Source organism: Acetobacter sp. ESL1128, from assembly GCF_058505085.1.
In genome coordinates this window covers 2,246,786-2,265,195 of sequence record NZ_CP196369.1, presented here as the reverse complement: position 1 = coordinate 2,265,195, position 18,410 = coordinate 2,246,786, and the positions used below count along the sequence as shown (strand labels likewise).

The window sequence follows — 18,410 nt, the reverse complement described above, 5'->3', positions numbered from 1 at the left end:
ACCGGCTACCATTATTGAGAATGGGCCGTTCAGGCTAGTGCCGGGCGTGGGCCAAATATGGCGCTGCCAACCCGTACAAGGGTGGCACCGTGCGCAATGGCCTGCTCAAAATCGGCCGACATGCCCATGGACAGCACAGGCAGGCCATGGGTCTGGGCCATACTGCGTAGGAGCTGAAAATGCGGGACCGGATTCTGCTCTGCAGGGGGGATGCACATCAACCCCCGCAGGGATGGGCCAAATCGCTTCTGGCACAGGCGTATAAACGCATCGGCCTCTTCTTTTGGCACACCAAACTTCTGGGGTTCATCGCCTGTGTTGACCTCCACCAGCAGGTCGGGCAGCCGGCCCTGCGCATCTGCCGCGCGGGCAATGGCATCCACCAGTGCGGGGCGGTCGAGGCTTTCAATCATATCGGCAATGCGGACTGCATCGCGCACCTTGTTGGTCTGTAGGCCCCCAATCAGGTGCAGCCGCAGGTCGGGGTTGGCGGCCCGCAGGGGCGGGAACTTGGCTGTAGCCTCCTGCACCCGGTTTTCACCAAACACACACTGCCCCGCGGCAAGAGCCTCCTGCACGCTTTGCAGGGGGTGGAATTTGGAGACGGCCACCAGAGTCACCTCAGCCGGGTCACGCCCGGCGGCAAGGGCTGCGGCGTGCATGCTGCGGCGCACGGCGCAAAGCCGATCGGCAATGCTGGACGTGGCGGAAGGGAGAGACGTATCCATGGGGCCCCGGAAGTGCTTGCAAAACGGAAAGGCAGGGTTGCCCCTGCTCTAGTATCTTTCCTTTTAGGCGGGGGAGACCGTTAAGACAATTTTGCCAATGTGGTTACCTTCCTCCAGCGCCTTGTGCGCCTGATCGGCCTGCGCGAGCGGGAAGGTGGCATGGATAAGCGGTTTTATGCTCCCCCGGTCCAGCAGGGGCCATACCCGCTCATGCAGTTCGCGGGCAATGCGGGCCTTGTTGGCGCTGTCTCTGGGGCGCAGGCTGCTACCTGTTACGGTCAGGCGGCGGGTCATAATCCGGGCCAGATCGGCCTGTTCCGCCTTGGCGCCTCCCTGAAGGGCAATAATGACCAGCCGGCCATCAAGCGTGAGGGATTTGAGGTTGCGGTTGAAGTACGCGCCGCCAATCATGTCCAGAATAATGTTCACGCCCTGATCGTGGGTCAGTTCGCGAATACGGGTTAAAAAATCTTCTGTGCGGTAGTTAATGGCAGTGGCCCCCAGCTCCGTGCACAGGGCGCATTTTTCATCTGTGCCAGCGGTTGCAAAAGCCTGCCCGCCAAAGGCTTTGACAAGCTGAATGGCCGTTGTGCCAATACCGCTGGTACCGCCATGGATCAGCACCCGTGCACCGGGTTCGGGCATGGTCGGCATGAACAGGTTGGACCAGACGGTAAAATAGGTTTCCGGCAGTGCGGCGGCCTGCTCGGCATTAAAACCCTTGGGCCATGGCAGGCACTGGCCTGCGGGCACAAGGCAGTACTGCGCATAGCCGCCGCCATTGGTTAAGGCGCATACACGGCTGCCGGGGGCGGGCATGGGGGTGCCCTCCTGTGGCAGGCCACAGGCGACCACTTCGCCCGCTATTTCCAGCCCAAGCCGGGGGCAGGCTCCGGGCGGAGGGGGGTAAAGTCCCTTGCGCTGCATAAGGTCGGGGCGGTTAACGCCTGCGGCCATGACGCGTACCAGCACTTCCCCCCGGCCGGGTTGGGGAACCTGCAGGGTTTCAAGGTGCAAAACGTCTGGCTCTCCGGGTTCGGTAAAGCAGATTGCTTGCATGGAGGATGGAACAACAGGTGCAGCAGGCATGGGACACCGCCGGTTTTTGATAACAATCAGACCCTGTTATTATGGGGGGTAGCCGTGCGGGGCAAAAGAGGCCGGGCGATCACGTCCGTGCTACGTGGCGCGGAGGCAGGCGGTTGCCGGGCTATTTACCGTGTTTTTCCCCCGCCAGTTCGCGGCGGGTGCGTTCGAGTTCTTCCGCGTAACGGCGCAGGACGTAACGCTCGCTGAGAATACCCAGCACATGGCCCTCCCTGTCTGTTACGGCCAGTGCCGGGCGGGTTGTGCGCTCAAAGGCGGCGACGGCATGCCCGATTGAAAAATCGGGGGAAAGCACTTCCCCGTCATGTTCCACCAGAGCGGAAAGAGGCTGGTCGGGGGCAATGGTAATGGACTGGATCAGGTTGCTTTCCAGCAGTCCGGCGTAACGGTTCTGGCCATTGTGCAGCACGATATAGCGGGGCATGCGCCCGGCAAAGTTTGTGCGGGCCGTAGCAACGGTTGTGTCTGCGGCCAGCGTATCCAGCTCCGTGCGCATCATGCGGCCTACGGTTAAGGTGCGCATCCACCCCACATCTACACCGGAGCGAATATTTTCTCCCCGCAGGTGGAAGCGCCATGTGGCGAAGGAATAGCCAAAAATGCGTTTGACCGTAAAGGAGGCAACAAGGGCGGTCAGGGCTACGGCGGCGGTCAGGTTGGCACTGTGGGTGGTTTCCAGCGTGAGCAGGATCATGGTCAGCGGTCCGCCAATAATGGCGGTGGCCAGCGCGCACATGCCCGCAATCGTGCACAGTCCCAGAGAAAGATCCATAACGGGGGCGACCACACTGGCAAAAGCGGCCCCGGTCAGCACCCCCAGATAAAGCGAGGCAAAAAACAGCCCCCCCCTAAACCCCGACCCGATTGAGAGGGTAGAAGCCGCTGCCTTGAGCAGCAAAAGCCCCAATGCGGCCCAGAGCAGGGGTGGGCTGACCAGCCCTGCCCGCATGGCAATATGGCCCGAGGACAGAACGGTGGGGGATATAATGGCCAGCCCGCCGACCAGCAGCCCCCCCACCATGGGCCGCAGCCACAGGGGTTTGATGCACACCGCAAAAATCTGTTCCGCGTAGGCAGCACTTTTCATGAGTGCAACGCCGATCAGGGCGGAAATACCCCCCAGCACCGCCAGAAGGGGGTAGGCCAGTGCTGGAATATCCTGCGGAATGGTCATGGTAATGGCGGGGAGTGTTTCCCCCGTCAGGTGCACAACAGCCAGCGCACATAAGGAGGCGCAGGCAACCGGGGCCAGCAGGGGAAAAGCGTAGGAACCTATAATCAGTTCAAACGCATAAAACGCCCCTGCAAGGGGGGCATCAAAAGCGCCACCAATGGCCCCCGCTGCGCCACACCCCACAAGCAGGCGTACATCAGCCCGGTGCATGCGCAGGTTGCGCCCGATGCGCGAGCCAAAGGCCGCGCCAATCTGGGTAAATCCGGCTTCCAGCCCAAGGGAAATACCACAGCCGTTGGAAAGAATGGTCTGCCCCGTTACAATCAGGCTATCCCGCAGGGACATGCGCCCCCCATGCAGGGCATTGGCCTCAATCGGGTCAACCGGTCTGTGGCGGTTGTGGCGTTGCAGGGTGTAATGCCAAAGCCCCAGCAGCAGGCCACCAATGGCGGGTACCAGCAGGGCGCGCCAGGGAGCCACATGCTCCAGCCCGGACAGGCGCTTGTAACCGGGAGCCAGCAGATTGTGGGCGAGCAAGGTGGTAAAGGTGATCAGGCTTACGGCCAGCCCTGCCAGCACGCCGGTTATGGCCCCCAGAACAAGCAGCCAGAGCGAATCCGTGCGCACCAGTGCCCGCAGGGCCGCAAGCCACCGGGCTGGCGTCTTATGGGAGCGCAGGTGTTCCAGCAACGCTGTCATGCTGCATGGCATAACAGCATGGGGGCAGGGCGTCCAATAAGATGTATGAATGCCATACCGCTTATGGGGCAGCCTGCTATTGCGCTGGCTTATGGGGCAGGGGGCTGTGCTGCCAGAATGCGCGAAATATCATCCTCGCTCAGATGGTAGCGGAAGAAGATGTTGTAAAAATTGCGCAATGCGGTCCGTATATCCAAGTCCGCGAACAAGGTGGGGTGGAGTTTTTTTGCAACCCACTGGACCTGTAGCAGGGCCTCGCAGCCGTAGCGGTCCCATGCAAATACCCCTTTGGGGTTGGTCCACCATTTTTGCTGCTGGAATGCGTTGAGCGTGCGCAGGGGGGAAGATTCGGGTAGTTCCCCGGCGGCGGAGTCCACAATAACCACATCGGGGTTCCACACAGCGATCTGCTCAAAGCTGACTGGCCTGTGATTGCCTGCAATTTTTGCGGCGTTGATGCCCCCGGCGGCCTGAATCCAGGCATCAATCAGGGTTTTCTGCCCATCAATCTGCAGGGGGGAAAAACGGGCAATGTGGAGCACGCGTGGGCGTTCGGTCGCAGGAACCTGTGCCGTGCGGAACTTGAGCAGCTCCAGCACGCGCTCCATTTCCTGGCGGTAACGCTTGGCGGTATTATGGGCCTCCTGCGTGCCAATGGCCTCGGCACTCATGTCCAGAGAACTCAGCAGGTCCGGCATGGTCATGTATTCGGCAGCAAGGGCTGCCACGCCTGCGCGCCTGAGCTCTTCCGCCTTGGCTTTGGTGGGCACAAATGTCAGGCCAATTCTGTTGGCCAGCAGGTATTCCGCGCTGGCCGTATCGGGTTTGACACCCATATGCGCCATGTACAGAACGGGAGAAATTTTGAAAAGCCAGGGATTATCGCCCGGATTTTCCGCCGTGACCCGTATGCGCGGTGCCGCACCCAGCATGACGCTTATTTCATTATGGGCAAACCACAGGTCGGCAATGGGGGGGGCGCCATCCTTGATCTCGACCGTTGCGCCACTCATATCTGTTACAAGGCGGGCCTGTGCGTGCAGGGGAGCGCAAAAAGCAAGGCTTGCAGCCATGGCTGCCATAATGCGTGGCAGGCTGAAATATCTGGGGCGGTGGAAGGTCATGCGCTTATCCTAATTTCAGATATATTAAAATATGGACAGGCGGCTTGCAAGCCACATCGGCGGGGGAGGCAAAAGCCCCGCAGCCATACCAGCAGAAGGCGGCAGAGCGTGCGCAAACATAGTGTTATGGTGGGGGACAGGGTTCTGTATTACGCAGCGCAGTTATCGCACGCGCAGCGTTTTGCCCGCGCCCGGCAGGCGGAGGGCATACAGGCTTATGTTGTGCCCGACCCAACGCCCCAGCGCACCCGCACAACACGCATAAACCCCCTGACCGGCAAGCCTTACAATAAACCCCAGACCGGCAGGCAGGCGGCAAAGCGGAAAGCCTGAGCTTTATGGCGCATGTTATGCGCGGATGGCGGGCTATTGGGTTTTTAACGTCAGACCGTAACCGTGCGGTTACGGCGCCAGCTATCTTCCAGTGCATCGGCCGGGTCGGGGTGGAGGTCACTCCATGCGCCATCCTGGCCGGGGGCATGGGCTAGTGCCCGCCATTGGGCTTCCCCCGCCTGCCGCTCCATTACCACATGCCACGATGGGGGAATGCGGCCTAACAGGCGTTCCATTTTTTGGCCCGAGGTCAGTGGTTTGGCGTAGTTATGCCCCATAGCTGGTGGTCTTTCAGTGTTTGCTGGCTTTGAGCAGACCCATGATCTCGGCAATGGTTTCTGCTGGCTGGTGCAGGGTTGGCAGGGACCATGCAGCCTCGTCCGGGTGTGGGGGTTCGAGTGTTTCCAGCTGGTTGGGTAGTTGCTCGGGGGGCATAAAGTGGCCTGTACGTGTGCTTAGGCGCGTGTGCAAAGTTCCTTCATCTGCATGTAGATAAACAAACTGCACGGCCAGCCCCTGTGCACGCAGCATCGTGCGATATGCACGCTTGAGTGCCGAGCACGCCAGAATACCACCGGTATTGCGTTCCGCGCAGGATTTGAGCCATGCGTGGCACCGCTCCAGCCATGCTTTGCGGTCTGTGTCGGTCAGGGGAATACCATCGCGCATTTTGGTAATGCTGCTGGCATCGTGCAGGGTGTCTGCATCCAGCCATGGCCAGCCCAGTTCGTTATGCAGGCCTTCGGCAATAGTGGTTTTACCAGACCCACAAACCCCCATGACAACAATAAGGCGTTTGCCAATACCATGTGCCGCAGGCTGGGCGGGCAGAACATGCCCGGGCGGAAAAGCTGAACTGTTCAAAGACATGCCTAGCTCCCTTGTGGTGTGATGATCCGAATACCTTCCGGGCCTGCGGTAATGGTCTGTGTGGCCATGTGCAGGAATAGCCCATGCTCTACCACGCCAACAATGCCATACAGGGCGTGGCTCAGCTCTTCGGGCTCCATAATGGCTGGAAAAACACAATCCATGATCAGGTTTTTTTCATCCGTGAGAAAAAAAGACCCATCGCGCATGCGGCGCGGTGTAACCTGTGCCCCCAAAAGCCCCAGCTTGCGTGCGGCATTTTCCCATCCAAAGGGAATGACCTCTACAGGCAGGGGGCAGCGCATGCCTAAGTGGTCCACGTATTTGCTGGCATCAGCCACCACCACAAACTGGGTTGCTGCGGCTGCCACAATTTTTTCCCACAGGAGTGCGCCGCCCAGCCCTTTGATCAGGTTCAGGGTTTTGGGTTCAATTTCATCCGCGCCATCTATGGCCAGATCAAGCTCGGGCTGCTGGCCAAAGGTAGTCAGGGGAATACCCTCTTCACGGGCCTGCTTTTCTGTCACGATGGATGTGGGAATGGCGGTAATCCGCAGCCCTTCCTCGCGAATGCGGCGGCCAAGTTCAGCAACCACAAACTTGGCGGTGGAGCCAGTGCCAAGGCCCACGGCCATACCGCTTTGCACCAGAGATGCGGCTTTTACGGCGGATTGCTGCTTAAAGGCTGCGGCGGGGTCGGGTGTGGTGGTTGTCATCTGTCTGTTTGTCCTTGTTATTTTTGGCCCGATGGGGCTGCGGCCTGGTCTGTAAACCATATCAGTTCGCCTTGCGCCGTAACCGCGCTGGCCGGGCATGCGGGGTCCTGCGCACGAATGCGGGCCAGAATATCCCGTTTGGCGGCACCTTCCACCAAAAAAACCACATGCTGGCTAGAATGAATGGCAGGGTAGGTCAGCGTCAGGCGGGTATGGGGTGCCACGGGGGGCACGCAGCTTGCAACCCAAGCACTACGGTTGTCGAGCACAGGCTGGCCTGGAAAAAGCGAGGCCGTGTGCCCGTCCGTGCCTATGCCCAGCAGCTGCACATCAAAAAAAGGCCGCTCCGGTGAAAAATCCTTGGCACCGTAAAGATTTTTCAGGATCTGTTCGTACGCTCCAGCAGCATCTTCGGCCAGCCCATGGTCTGGCATGGGAAAAATGTTGTCGGCAGGAATAGGGGCTTTTGAAAAAAGCAGACGCTGCATCATGCCAAAATTGCTGTCGGCATGGTCATGGGGCACAAAGCGGTCATCCCCAATAAAAAACTGCATATTATGCCACGGAAAGCGCGCAACATAGGGTGCGCTGGCCATAAGGGTATACAGATGCTGGGGGGTGGAACCCCCGCTAAGCGCCAGCCGGAACGGTGCTGTATCAGCCTTGGCAAGGCTGCGTTCGAGCAGCCAGTCCGCCAGTCCGGTTATCAGCGCCTCCTGATGGGGAAAAACATGCATGGTTCCAGTGGCGGTGGTCTGTCCGGGCATCATGGGGTCTTTCATACTCATGGAGCGGGTGCCGCATTTGCAGGGGCGGGAGCATAGTGCAGGGCGGGGGCCGTATGGCAACGGGGCAGCACAAACTCCGTTATCGCGCGGGCCCAGCCCTCCTGCGTGTTGGGGGTGGTTATGCAATGCGCGTAGGCCTGCACATCCGGGGTGGACTGGCCCATTGCAATGGCAAGCCCGGCAATGGCCAGCATGGGAATGTCGTTGTTCATATCCCCAATACAGGCAACTTCGCCCACACTTATGCCGTAGTCAGCGGCCAGTTGGCGCACGGCATGCCCTTTGTTGGCATGCAGGGGGGTAATGTCCAAAAACCATTTGCTGGAGAGGGCAACACTGGCCTGCCCTGCCAGTTTGCGGCCTATCAGGGCTTCCTGTGCCTGTAGCATGGCGTGGTCTGCGGTGGAGCCGGTAACCTTGCCAATATCATGCTCGTAAGCGCGCAGGTCGCTCACTTGTGTTGGTGTGCTTTGCACGGTCCGGCTTTCTGCCAGCACAAGGGGGTTCTGCGCATCGCGCACAAGCCACTCATGCCCACGGAACAGCCATGGGTCCACCTGCGGGGCAGCCAGTAGGTTCAGGGCTTCCTGCACGGTTTGCGGGGCGAGCGAGAGGCTGGAGCGGATGGTCCGGTCGGGGTTGAACAGGGTGCCGCCATTAAGTGCGCCATAAGGGGTGCTGACCCTTAACTGCGCAAAATACATTTCCATCCCACCGGGGGGGCGGCTGCTGACAAGGCAGAGGGGCACGCCCGCAAGCTGCAATGCCTGCGCTGCCGCCATGCTTTGGGGGGTAACCTGCTTGTCCGGAGTGAGCAGCGTGCCATCCATGTCGGAAACAACAAGGCGGATCTGGCGGGCAGGAGGGCGTTCGGGGCCATGCCTGTTCTGCCCAAAGCCTGCCATTGTGTTCATCCCCCAATGCCCCGACCCGTATAAGGGCCGGGGGTAAAAGGCGTTTAGCCTTTGCTTTCTACGTGGCCGCCAAAGCCGAAGCGCATGGCGGACAGGATTTTTTCTGCAAATGTATTGTCACTGCGTGAACGAAAGCGCGTAAACAGTGCGGCCGTCATGACCGGCACGGGCACGGCTTCTTCAATCGCGGCTTCAATGGTCCAGCGGCCTTCGCCCGAATCGCTGACTTCCCCACTGAATTTGGAAAGCTCGCCGTTATTGGCAAGGGCCTGTGCCGTCAGGTCCAGCAGCCAGGAGGACACCACGCTACCCCGGCGCCACACTTCGGCAATATCAGCCATGTTAAGCGAGAACCGTTCGTCCTCGGCCAGAAGCGGGGAGTCCTTGCGGTACATAACGTCAAAGCCTTCGGCAAAGGCCTGCATCATGCCGTATTCAATGCCGTTATGGACCATTTTGACAAAATGACCCGACCCCGCCGGACCACAATACAGGTACCCCTGCTCGGCCCGCGGGTCCAGCCCTTCGCGGTCACGCTCGGGGGTGCGGGGGATGTCCCCCATGCCCGGAGCAAGTGCTGCCAGAATGGGGTCAATATGGTCAGCGGCTTCTTTGGCGCCGCCGTACATCATGCAGTAGCCCCGATCCAGCCCCCACACGCCGCCGGATGTGCCAATATCAAGGTAATCAATCCCTTTTTCGGCCAGCACCTTGGCGCGGCGGATATCGTCCTTGTAGTAGGTGTTGCCACCATCAATAACGATGTCGCCCCGGCCCATCAGCCCGGCAAGGGACATAACGGTTTCTTCCGTAATGTCGCCAGCGGGGAGCATGGACCACACAATTTTTCTGGGGCCACGTAGCTGCGCAACAACATCGGCCAGACTGCTTGCCCCTGCTGCGCGGCCGGATTCTGCCCGTGCCACGGTTTTTTCCACCGCTGCGGCGTCCCGGTCGTACACAACAACGTCGTGCCCAAAGCGTGTCAGGCGGACGGCAATGTTGCCCCCCATCCTGCCCAGCCCAACAATGCCTATCTGCATGATCTCTCTCCGCTTTCAGTCTTTATTACAGGGCGTCATGCAGGGCGGAGGCCAGTGCTGCAAGCCCTTCCTTGAGATTGCCACGGATATGCACGCGCAGGGCGCGGCGTTTGCGCTCGCTCAGCACGTCAAAATCACCACGGGCCTGTGCGGCCTTGACCACGCCAAACGTGTAGCTGGTGCCGGGTACGGGCAGGTCACGCGCATTGTCTGCCGTAATCTGGAGGAACACCCCCGTATTGGGGCCACCTTTATAAGCCTGCCCTGTGGAGTGGAGGAAGCGCGGCCCAAAACCTGTTGAGGTGGCAATGGTTTTGGCATCACGCACATGCAGGCGGATGTGCTGGAGCCATTCTGCCGTTTCGCGGTTACGCTCGATAAAGGCGAGCAGGGCCACGTAGTCACCCGGTTTTACGCGGTCAAAATGGGCCTTGAGAACACCACAGGCGCTCTCGGCCTTTACGGCAGCGGCGTTGGTGGGGTCCGTATAAAAGGCTAGAGGCCCAAATTCGGCAAACGGAGCCTGTGCAGGCAGTGTGCCGGTCTGTTCGTAAGCTGCGGTCAGCTTGCGCGTTTCGATTTTTGTGGATTCCACATCGGGCTGGTCAAACGGGTCTATGCCCAGAAAAGCCCCGGCAACAGCGGTTGCCACCTCCCAGCGGAAGAACTCCTGCGCAATCTGGCGCTTGTTGTGCAAGGTGATGGTCAGCACCGGCTGCCCGGCTTCGATCAGGGTTGCAATGGCCTCATCCTGCTCATGCCGGTGTTCGGGGGCCAGACGCAGGTAAACAAACAGCCGGTCGTGGCCATAGCGGCTGGGACCACCCAGAGTTTCGTTATCAACCGGAATAATGCCCTTGCCGTGCTTGCCGGTGGATTCCGCCACCAGCTGCTCCAGCCATGCCCCAAAGCTTGCAATCTGGGGTGTGGCAATAATGCTCAGCTTGTCACGGCCCAGTGCCTGAGCGGCAACGCCCATAAGTGTGCCAAGCTGCACACCGGGGTTGAGCGCGGGTGGCACGCTGGCATCGCACAGGCGTACGCCACGCAGGGCATCTTCCAAAAACAGGCGGATGGGCACACCGGCGGCAGCCGCTGGCACAAGCCCGAAGTTGGAGAGAATGGAATAGCGCCCGCCAATTTTGGGGTCGCCTGCAAAAACCTTCCAGAACCCTTCCTGCCGGGCCAGTGCCTCCAGCTTGGAGCCGGGGTCTGTAATGGCTACAAAATGCGCGCCTGCTTTATCCTTGAGGGCGCGCTTGGCCAGATCCTGAAAATAGGACAGCATAATATTGGGCTCAAGCGTGCTGCCGGATTTGGAGGCAACAATAAACAGCGTGTGCTCGGGGTCTATTTTGCGCTCAAAGGCCGCAACCTGCTGCGGGTCCGTGCTGTCCAGCACATACAGGTGGCCAAAGCCTTCGTGCTTGCCAAAGGTCATGGCCAGCACTTCCGGCCCCATGCTGGAGCCGCCCATGCCCATCAGCAGCACCTGCTTGAAGCCGCGCGCCTTGACCTCGGCCTGAAACGCTTCCAGCTCATCCACATGGGCCAGCCGTTCGTCCACAACATCCAGCCAGTTCAGCCAGTCGGATTCGGAATTGCCGGTCCAGACGGAGGCATCCTTGCGCCACAGTCGGCGGATGGTGCCATCCTTGCGCCATGCTTCCAGCCCCGTATCCAGCGCCGTTTGCAGGTCGGCTGGCAGGTTGGTTCTGGACGTGGTCAGCTTGTTGCCCATCAGGGCGATCTGTTTGGCAGCAACGGAACCAAGGAGAGCGTCAAACGCATCTTCAAACGCGCTCACACCTTCATTGAGCAGCGTGGTGGTTACGCCATCCAGGTCAAGGCCAAGGCGTTCGGCCTCTTCCATCACCTTGCGGGCTTCGGCCACGCCCTGTGTCAGGCTTTCGCTGACCGTACCGTGGTCGCGGAAGGCATCCATGGTGGCAGGGGGCAGGGTGTTGACTGTCTGCGGGCCGATCAGCGTGTCCACGTACAGCACATCGCTATAGGTTTTGTCCTTGGTGCCGGTGGAAGCCCATAGCAGGCGCTGGGTCTGTGCCCCGGCTTCTTCCAGTGCTTTCCAGCGCGGGGTCTGCATGATGTTCTGCCAGTAGGCATAGGCCATTTTGGCGTTGGCAATGGCAACCTTGCCGCGCAGGCTTTTAAGGTGCTCTGCGTCCTTGTCCGCTGCTTTGGTCCGCTGGTCTATGGCGGCGTCAATCTTGCCATCAATCCGGCTGACAAAGAACGAGGCCACAGAGGCCACGCGGGACAGATCCCCCCCGCGGGCCTTGAGGTCTTCCAGCCCGCTCAGCCATGCTTCCACCACATCCGCATAGGCTGCGAGTGAGAAAATGAGCGTGACGTTAACGTTAATCCCTGCGGCAATGCTCTGGCGGATGGCCGGAATGCTCTGCGGTGTTGCAGGGATTTTGATCATCAGGTTCGGGGCGTTTACATCTGCCCACAGTCGTTTTGCCTCATGCGCAGTCCCGGCCTCGTCCCGCGCCAGATAGGGGGACACTTCAAGGCTTACAAACCCGTCGCGGCCTTTGGTCTGCTCGTAAACAGGGGCCAGAACATGGGCTGCGGCCTGAATGTCGGCTACAGCAAGCCGCTCGTACAGAGCGCCGGGGGAGAGTGTTTCATGTGCCAGAATATCGCGTATCTGCGGGTCATATTCCGTGCCTTCTCCCATGGCTTTCTGGAAGATGGCCGGGTTGGAGGTTACGCCGCGTATGTCGCCACTGTGCACCAGTTTGGCCAGCGAGCCGTCTTCCACAAAGGAACGGCGGATAAAGTCCAGCCAGGGGGACTGATGGACCGTGGCCAGGGCCTGTAATGGGTTGCTGCCTGTTGGCACAGAGGCGGTCATACGTGCATATCCTTATCCTGCCCGGCTGCTGTTTGGCAGTAGCCGGGCTTTAGTCCTGTAACCGTTACGCCAGAGGGGCTGTCTGGTTCAGCCTGCCTGTTTGCGGGCGGCGTCTACAACAGCATCCACCGTAAAGCCGAAGTGCTTGAGCAGCTGGCTGGCCGGGCCAGACGCGCCAAAGCCGTTCATGGCAATAATGGTGCCGGTGGGGCCAGCGTAACGGTCCCACCCAATGGGGGAGCCCGCTTCTACCACCACGCGCCCCGTAACGGCGGAAGGTAGAACGCTTTCGCGGTAAGATTGTGGCTGCGCTTCAAACAGTTCCCAGCTTGGCATGGAAACCACGCGGGCAGGCACGCCTTGGGCACTCAGGGTTTCATACGCTTCGACTGCCAGCGAAAGTTCGCTGCCGGTTGCGATCAGGATCACCCGGGGGGTCTGTTCGCTGCTGGCCAGCACGTAAGCACCTTTTGCCAGACCAGAGGCCGGGGCATAGCGTGTGCGGTCCAGTGTCGGCAGGTTCTGGCGGCTCAGGGCCAGTGCCGCAGGGCCGGAACGGTTGGCAATAAGGTAGCGCCAAGCCTCGGCAACCTCGTTGGCATCTGCCGGGCGCAGGGTGGTCAGGCCGGGGGTTGCACGCAGTTGCACCAGTTGCTCAATTGGCTGGTGAGTTGGCCCGTCCTCGCCCACGCCAATGGAATCGTGGGTGAAAATATAGGTCACTGGCAGCCCCATAAGGGCGGACAGGCGGATAGGGGCCTTCATGTAATCCGAAAAGATCAGGAACCCTGCACCATATGGGCGCAGGCCATACAGGGCCATGCCATTTACAATGGCGCCCATGGCATGTTCACGCACACCAAAATGGAAGTTGCGGCCAGCATAGCTGCCACCCCATTTGGCAGGCTGAAAACTCTCCTGCCCCTTGAGCAGCGTTTTGGTGGAGGGGGCCAGATCGGCCGAACCGCCCAGCAGCCATGGCAGGCGGCCTGCAACGGCGTTCAGCACTTCGCCCGAGCTGGCGCGCGAGGCAGTGCCCTTGGCATCTGCTGGGTAAAGCGGAATATCCGCATCCCAGCCTTCGGGCAGGGTGCCGCTGAAAATGGCATCCAGTTCGCCCGCTTTTTCCGGGTGGGCGGTGCGGTAGTCCGCGAACAGTTTTTCCCATGCCGTGCGTGCGGCCAGCCCGCGCGCGCCAAGCCCTGCGCGCATGTGCGGCAGAACGGCATCGGGCACGGCAAAGCTGCTGTCTTCGGGCCAGTTGAGGAACTTTTTGGTTTCGCGCACTTCTTCCGCACCCAGCGGCTCACCATGGGCGGAAGCCTTGCCAGCCTTGTGCGGGGCACCCCACGCAATAACCGAGTGCGCAATAATCAGGGTTGGTTTGCTGGTCTGGGCGCGGGACTGGGCCAGAAGTTCTGCAAAAGCGGCTGTGTCGTTGGCGTCCTTGAGCTCAAGCACCTGCCAGCCATAGGCGGCAAAGCGTTCGGCTACGTTTTCGGTGAACGCGACATCGGTCGAACCTTCGATGGAAATCCGGTTGGAATCATAGATCCATGTCAGGTTGCCCAGTTCCAGGTGTGCGGCAAGGGAGGCAGCCTCGCTGGATACGCCTTCCATCATGTCCCCATCCCCGCACAGGGTGTACACGTGGTGGTCGAACAGCGTAAAGCCGGGCAGGTTGTAACGCGCGGCCAGCCATTTTTCGGCAATGGCCATGCCTACGGAATTGCCACAGCCTGCACCCAGCGGCCCTGTTGTGGTTTCCACCCCCGTTGTGTGGCCGTATTCGGGGTGGCCGGGAGTTTTGGAACCAAACTGGCGGAACTGGCGGAGGTCTTCCACGCTCAGGGAGGGTTCGTCCGTAACCTTGCCGTTGGTAACCTGCCGGATGCCTGCAACATGAATAAGCGCGTAAAGCAGCATGGAGGCATGGCCGATGGACAGCACAAAACGGTCACGGTTGGGCCAGAGCGGGGCAGTGGGGTCGTAATTCAGGGTGTTCTGCCACAGGGTGTAGGCAATGGGGGCCATGGACATGGCGGCCCCGGGGTGCCCGGAATTGGCGTTCTGCACGGCATCCATCACCAGAGTGCGGATGGTGTTGATGCACAGCGTATCGGGGCTGTTCACTCTACCGGCTTCTGCCCCGGCAGGTGCACGCAGGGGGGTAGAAAAAGAAACGCGCATAGCGGGCCTGTCCTCCAGCTGGGCTTTAGTGCCAAAGCCCGCAAATATAGGGTTGGGGCCTGCGCACGAGGCCCCATTAAAAGACGTTTTTGCACAATTCCACGGTTCTGCATTTTTCGGCAAGAGACGAGCTTGCCGGGAGCGGAACCCTTGCGGAGTTATCCAGTTCAACCCATTATATCAAAAGAGTTGTTGTTCTGCCATGTTCCCCGCCCGCCATATGCCAACAAGTTGCTTTGCGGTGGGTAGGCAATGTGACAAAATGGAACAATCGCGCAGGGCAGGACGTTGCCTTGATCAGGATAAACCGTTTTTTCCGGAGGTCAGCCATGACAGAAGAGTCTACACGGACACAGTCCGAGCAGGCCCCCGCCAATCCGGCAGCCGGAGAAGGCGGGCAGGCTTTTACGCGTGAGCAGGTGGAAGCCCTGTTCATTAACGCAGCCAGAGAAGGGGATGCGGACCTGCTGGCCCGCTTCCTTGAAGCTGGCATGGACCCGAATCTCAGGATGGAAAAAGGGTATACCCCCCTTATTCTGGCGGCCTATAACGGGCACACGGACGCCGTGCGCGTGCTGCTGGACCGTGGCGCGGACCCGAACCTGAAGGATGAAAAAGGCTCCACCGCTCTTTCGGGTGTGGCGTTTAAAGGGGATGTTGCCTTGGTGAGCATGCTGCTTGCCGCCGGTGCCGAAGTAGATGCCGCCAATGCCGTAGGCCGCACCCCGCTGATGTTTGCGGTCATGTTCGGGCGGGACGATGTTGCCCGTGTGCTGCTTGGGGCGCGGGCCAATGTGCTGCTGCGTGATGGGGAGGGCCTGAATGCCCTGGACCTGGCCCAGCGGCAGGGCAATGGCGCATTGTTGCAGGACCTGAAAAAAGCGGTAGGCGTTTCCGCCTGAGCCTGATGCAGAGGTACTGCTGCAAAGCTGTGCCGCGCCTGATTTTTTGACTGAGCTTTTTTGAGCAACGGCCTGCCAGCGCAGGCCGTTCAACTTATGTGCATGGAATGATCGGAATGAGCCGTTTCTGGAGCCCTCTTGTTCACACCCTTACGCCTTACGTGCCGGGTGAGCAGCCAAAAATTGCCAATCTGATCAAGCTGAACACCAATGAATCGCCCTATGGCCCATCCCCCCGTGCGCTGGAGGCCGTAAAGGCCGCCACCAATGACACCCTGCGCCTTTACCCCGACCCGGAAGCCTTGGCACTGCGCACGGCGCTGGGCCAGCGTGTGGGGCTGGGTGCGGACCATGTGTTTGTTGGTAATGGCTCGGACGAGGTGCTGGCCCACGCTTTTCAGGCTCTGTTTGCACACGGGGATCCGCTGCTCTTCCCCGATGTCAGCTACAGTTTTTACAAGGTTTACTGTGGGCTGTACAAACTGCCTTACCGCATGGTGCCATTGCGTGCGGATATGGGCATTGCGGTGGAGGATTACACCGGCCCATGCAGTGGCGTGGTCATTGCCAACCCCAATGCGCCAACAGGTATTGCTCTGGGGCTGGATGCCATACGCAAGCTGCTGGACATGCACCCCGAGCGGGTGGTGCTGGTCGATGAAGCCTATGTGGATTTTGGCGCACAGAGTGCGGTGGAACTGGTCCGCGATTATCCTAACCTGCTGGTTGTGCAGACTTTTTCCAAATCCCGCGCGCTGGCAGGGGCACGGGTGGGTTTTGCCTTTGGGCAGCCTGATCTGATTGAGGCACTGGTGCGGGTCAAGGACAGCTTTAACTCGTACCCGCTGGACCGTCTGGCACAGGCGGGGGCTCTGGCCTCTGTTGAGGATGAAGACTGGTTTGCCAAAAGCGTGCAGCGGGTTATGGACAGCCGTACGATGCTGAGCGAAGGACTGCGTGGACTTGGTTTTGAAGTCTTGCCGTCCATGGCAAACTTTGTTTACACTCGGCATCCCGACCGTGATGCAGGAGAACTCGCGGCGCAGTTGAGAGCCCGGGCCATTCTTGTCCGCCACCTCAAGGGTGAACGCACAATGGCGTGGTTGCGCGTTACGGTGGGAACGCAAGAGCAGTGTCAGGCCTTGCTTGATGTGTTGCGCGACAGTGTTCTTCGCAATTCGTAAAAACTGTCTGGTCATTCGCCCAGCCGTTACAGGCTTGCCCGGGCCTGTGCCGCGCAGTGTGCGCGGTGGGTTTGGCAAGGCGGTCAGGTATTAAATTTTTAAGACATAAACCGTGCCGCGACCCCGCCGCACGGTCTTGATTTGATGGAGGGTCTGTTCATGCGCGCTTTTCGCGGCCAGATGTCTGATAACCAGCCAATCCGGCGCTCCCTGCCGGAAAAACAGAAGCAGCTGCGTGACCTGAAGGAAACGCTGGCTGCCATGAAGTCCCACACATCTCCTGCACTCAAGGAGAGTGTGCGCAAACGCATTGCCCAGCTTGAGGCCGAGCTTACGGCGGCTCCTGTTCTCAAATCCAACAACCGGCCCAGCGGTAATGCCCGCCCCCGGCAGGAGCGGGGGAACGCACCACGGCGGCCAACAATACGGTCTCTTTAAATAATGAGCCAGAAAGGGGAGAGGTGGTTGACCTCTCCCCTTTTTGTGTGGCTTGTGCGTGTTATAGCGTTTGCTTGACGTCTTTATTACCGCAGAATCAGATGGTTTGCGGTGCATTGGAAAACCCCCCCATAACAGATTAGCAGAGCAGGGAGATCGGAATTGGCTGGAACCACCTTGTCTCAACTGACCGATCTGCTTTCTGAAGGGGGAACCCTGCTGCGTGATGGTCTGGTCTGGGCCATTTACTGCCGCCCCGGTCAGGAGCCGCAGGAGCTTGAACGCGATGTGGTGGTCCACCGCCTGACAACGGGGAACTTCCCCCCCGAATTTGCCGAGGGTGAAGGCTGGGCGTGGTTTCATTTTGATATTGTTCACACCATGTCCCGCCATCAGATCGAGACCATTCCCTCCCTGCCGGAAGAAGTGCGGCAGGTTCTGACCAACCTGGAACGTAGTACCCGGCTGGAAAACGAGGGGGATATTGTGTTCGGCGCACTCCCCGCGTTTGACGATACCTCCACCGATGATGATCGCAACGTCAGCACGTGGCGTTTTGCCCTTGAGCCGGATCTGCTGCTCACCACCCGCCGCCACCCTATTCCCGCCCTTGGTGTTGTGTTCCACGAACTCAAGCGTGGGCTGGTGCCCCGCTCCCCCGCCAAGGTGGTGGACCGCGCCCTGCTGGAATTTGCAGATACATTGCGGCGTGACTTTGCCCGGCTGGATGACCAGCTTGACCGGGCGGAAGATGTGCTGCTGATGCTCGACCGGGATACGGATCTGGGCCGTATGAGCGGCCTGCTGGGTATGGTGCGCCGCCGTTCCACGGAACTGCGGCGGGTACTGGCCCCCGTGGACCGTATTTTCCGTGATGAAGAACTGGAACTGCCCGAATGGGCCGAGGACGACCTGAAGGACCGCTCGCACCGGCAGGTTCATGCCGCACTCGATGACCTTCTGGCCCTTCAGGATCGGGCCCGTTCCTTGCAGGACGAGCTGACATCCAATCAGGCGGAAGAAACCAACCGTCGGCTGTATATTTTGACCGTGGGCACCATTCTTATGCTCCCCGCAACGCTGGTCACCGGCTTTTTTGGCATGAATACGGGCGGCATGTTCCTGACCGATGGCCGCTGGGGCACGGTGGATGCGGGTGGACTGTGTTTTCTGATCATGATGGGAACATGGTTTTTGCTCAAGTTTATCCGCTTTTTGTAAAAGCTGCTGGTGGCATGTGGCAGGGCAAACCACACGTATCAGAATTGTTACGTACGGGTGTGCGTGCCATAAAATAAGCCAAGTTGAAGAACACAGTC

At 59.8% G+C, this 18,410-nt stretch carries 17 protein-coding genes; 5 read left to right on the top strand and 12 right to left on the bottom strand.

Features of this window, described 5'->3' with window-relative positions:
• Positions 1–29 precede the first annotated feature (29 nt).
• The 4 genes from ACSYTG_RS10500 to ACSYTG_RS10485 form a co-directional block, all read right to left on the bottom strand.
• A complete protein-coding gene (locus tag ACSYTG_RS10500; RefSeq protein WP_489783267.1) occupies positions 30–728 on the bottom strand; it encodes a YggS family pyridoxal phosphate-dependent enzyme in 699 nt (232 codons plus the stop codon).
• Between the two features lie 63 nt (positions 729–791).
• On the bottom strand, positions 792–1,817 hold the full coding sequence (locus ACSYTG_RS10495) for an NAD(P)H-quinone oxidoreductase (RefSeq protein ID WP_253528315.1): 1,026 nt from the start codon (positions 1,815–1,817) through the stop codon (positions 792–794).
• A gap of 121 nt (positions 1,818–1,938) precedes the next feature.
• Positions 1,939–3,708, bottom strand: coding sequence for a chloride channel protein (locus ACSYTG_RS10490; RefSeq protein ID WP_415424200.1), 1,770 nt, complete (start codon positions 3,706–3,708; stop codon positions 1,939–1,941).
• Between the two features lie 89 nt (positions 3,709–3,797).
• Entirely contained in the window at positions 3,798–4,832 is a 1,035-nt protein-coding gene (locus ACSYTG_RS10485; protein ID WP_244896401.1) for a TroA family protein, read from the bottom strand.
• A gap of 108 nt (positions 4,833–4,940) precedes the next feature.
• Between ACSYTG_RS10485 and ACSYTG_RS10480 the strand changes: the two genes are divergently transcribed.
• Positions 4,941–5,165: a hypothetical protein gene (locus ACSYTG_RS10480; protein WP_489783268.1), complete on the top strand. Its 225-nt coding sequence runs from the start codon at positions 4,941–4,943 to the stop codon at positions 5,163–5,165.
• Positions 5,166–5,215: 50 nt separating this feature from the next.
• On the opposite strand, the gene ACSYTG_RS10475 is transcribed toward ACSYTG_RS10480, so the two are convergent.
• The 8 genes from ACSYTG_RS10475 to tkt all read right to left on the bottom strand — a co-directional run bounded on the left by ACSYTG_RS10475 (position 5,216) and on the right by tkt (position 14,567).
• On the bottom strand, positions 5,216–5,443 hold the full coding sequence (locus tag ACSYTG_RS10475; RefSeq protein WP_489783269.1) for a hypothetical protein: 228 nt from the start codon (positions 5,441–5,443) through the stop codon (positions 5,216–5,218).
• Between the two features lie 13 nt (positions 5,444–5,456).
• Entirely contained in the window at positions 5,457–6,035 is a 579-nt protein-coding gene (locus tag ACSYTG_RS10470; protein WP_489783270.1) for a gluconokinase, read from the bottom strand.
• Between the two features lie 2 nt (positions 6,036–6,037).
• On the bottom strand, positions 6,038–6,751 hold the full coding sequence (rpiA, locus tag ACSYTG_RS10465) for a ribose 5-phosphate isomerase A (RefSeq protein WP_415421531.1): 714 nt from the start codon (positions 6,749–6,751) through the stop codon (positions 6,038–6,040).
• Positions 6,752–6,768: 17 nt separating this feature from the next.
• The gene (gene pgl, locus ACSYTG_RS10460) at positions 6,769–7,518 is read right to left on the bottom strand and encodes a 6-phosphogluconolactonase (protein WP_489783326.1); all 750 of its coding nucleotides are present in this window, start codon (positions 7,516–7,518) and stop codon (positions 6,769–6,771) included.
• A 17-nt stretch (positions 7,519–7,535) separates the two neighbouring features.
• On the bottom strand, positions 7,536–8,444 hold the full coding sequence (locus ACSYTG_RS10455) for an HAD family hydrolase (RefSeq protein ID WP_489783327.1): 909 nt from the start codon (positions 8,442–8,444) through the stop codon (positions 7,536–7,538).
• 53 nt (positions 8,445–8,497) lie between these two features.
• Complete coding sequence (gnd, locus tag ACSYTG_RS10450; protein WP_489783271.1) at positions 8,498–9,496, bottom strand: phosphogluconate dehydrogenase (NAD(+)-dependent, decarboxylating); 999 nt, start codon at positions 9,494–9,496, stop codon at positions 8,498–8,500.
• Between the two features lie 25 nt (positions 9,497–9,521).
• Positions 9,522–12,377: a bifunctional transaldolase/phosoglucose isomerase gene (locus ACSYTG_RS10445; RefSeq protein WP_489783272.1), complete on the bottom strand. Its 2,856-nt coding sequence runs from the start codon at positions 12,375–12,377 to the stop codon at positions 9,522–9,524.
• An 87-nt stretch (positions 12,378–12,464) separates the two neighbouring features.
• Positions 12,465–14,567, bottom strand: a complete 2,103-nt coding sequence (tkt, locus tag ACSYTG_RS10440) for a transketolase (protein ID WP_489783273.1) — start codon at positions 14,565–14,567, stop codon at positions 12,465–12,467.
• A gap of 329 nt (positions 14,568–14,896) precedes the next feature.
• Between tkt and ACSYTG_RS10435 the strand changes: the two genes are divergently transcribed.
• The 4 genes from ACSYTG_RS10435 to ACSYTG_RS10420 all read left to right on the top strand — a co-directional run bounded on the left by ACSYTG_RS10435 (position 14,897) and on the right by ACSYTG_RS10420 (position 18,312).
• Positions 14,897–15,469 (top strand): ankyrin repeat domain-containing protein, encoded by a 573-nt coding sequence (locus ACSYTG_RS10435; protein ID WP_095349579.1) that lies wholly within the window; start codon positions 14,897–14,899, stop codon positions 15,467–15,469.
• Between the two features lie 116 nt (positions 15,470–15,585).
• The gene (gene hisC, locus ACSYTG_RS10430; RefSeq protein ID WP_489783274.1) at positions 15,586–16,653 is read left to right on the top strand and encodes a histidinol-phosphate transaminase; all 1,068 of its coding nucleotides are present in this window, start codon (positions 15,586–15,588) and stop codon (positions 16,651–16,653) included.
• A 159-nt stretch (positions 16,654–16,812) separates the two neighbouring features.
• Positions 16,813–17,091, top strand: coding sequence for a hypothetical protein (locus tag ACSYTG_RS10425; RefSeq protein WP_415420259.1), 279 nt, complete (start codon positions 16,813–16,815; stop codon positions 17,089–17,091).
• Positions 17,092–17,277: 186 nt separating this feature from the next.
• The gene (locus ACSYTG_RS10420) at positions 17,278–18,312 is read left to right on the top strand and encodes a transporter (RefSeq protein ID WP_086646256.1); all 1,035 of its coding nucleotides are present in this window, start codon (positions 17,278–17,280) and stop codon (positions 18,310–18,312) included.
• The last annotated feature ends 98 nt before the right edge of the window (positions 18,313–18,410 follow it).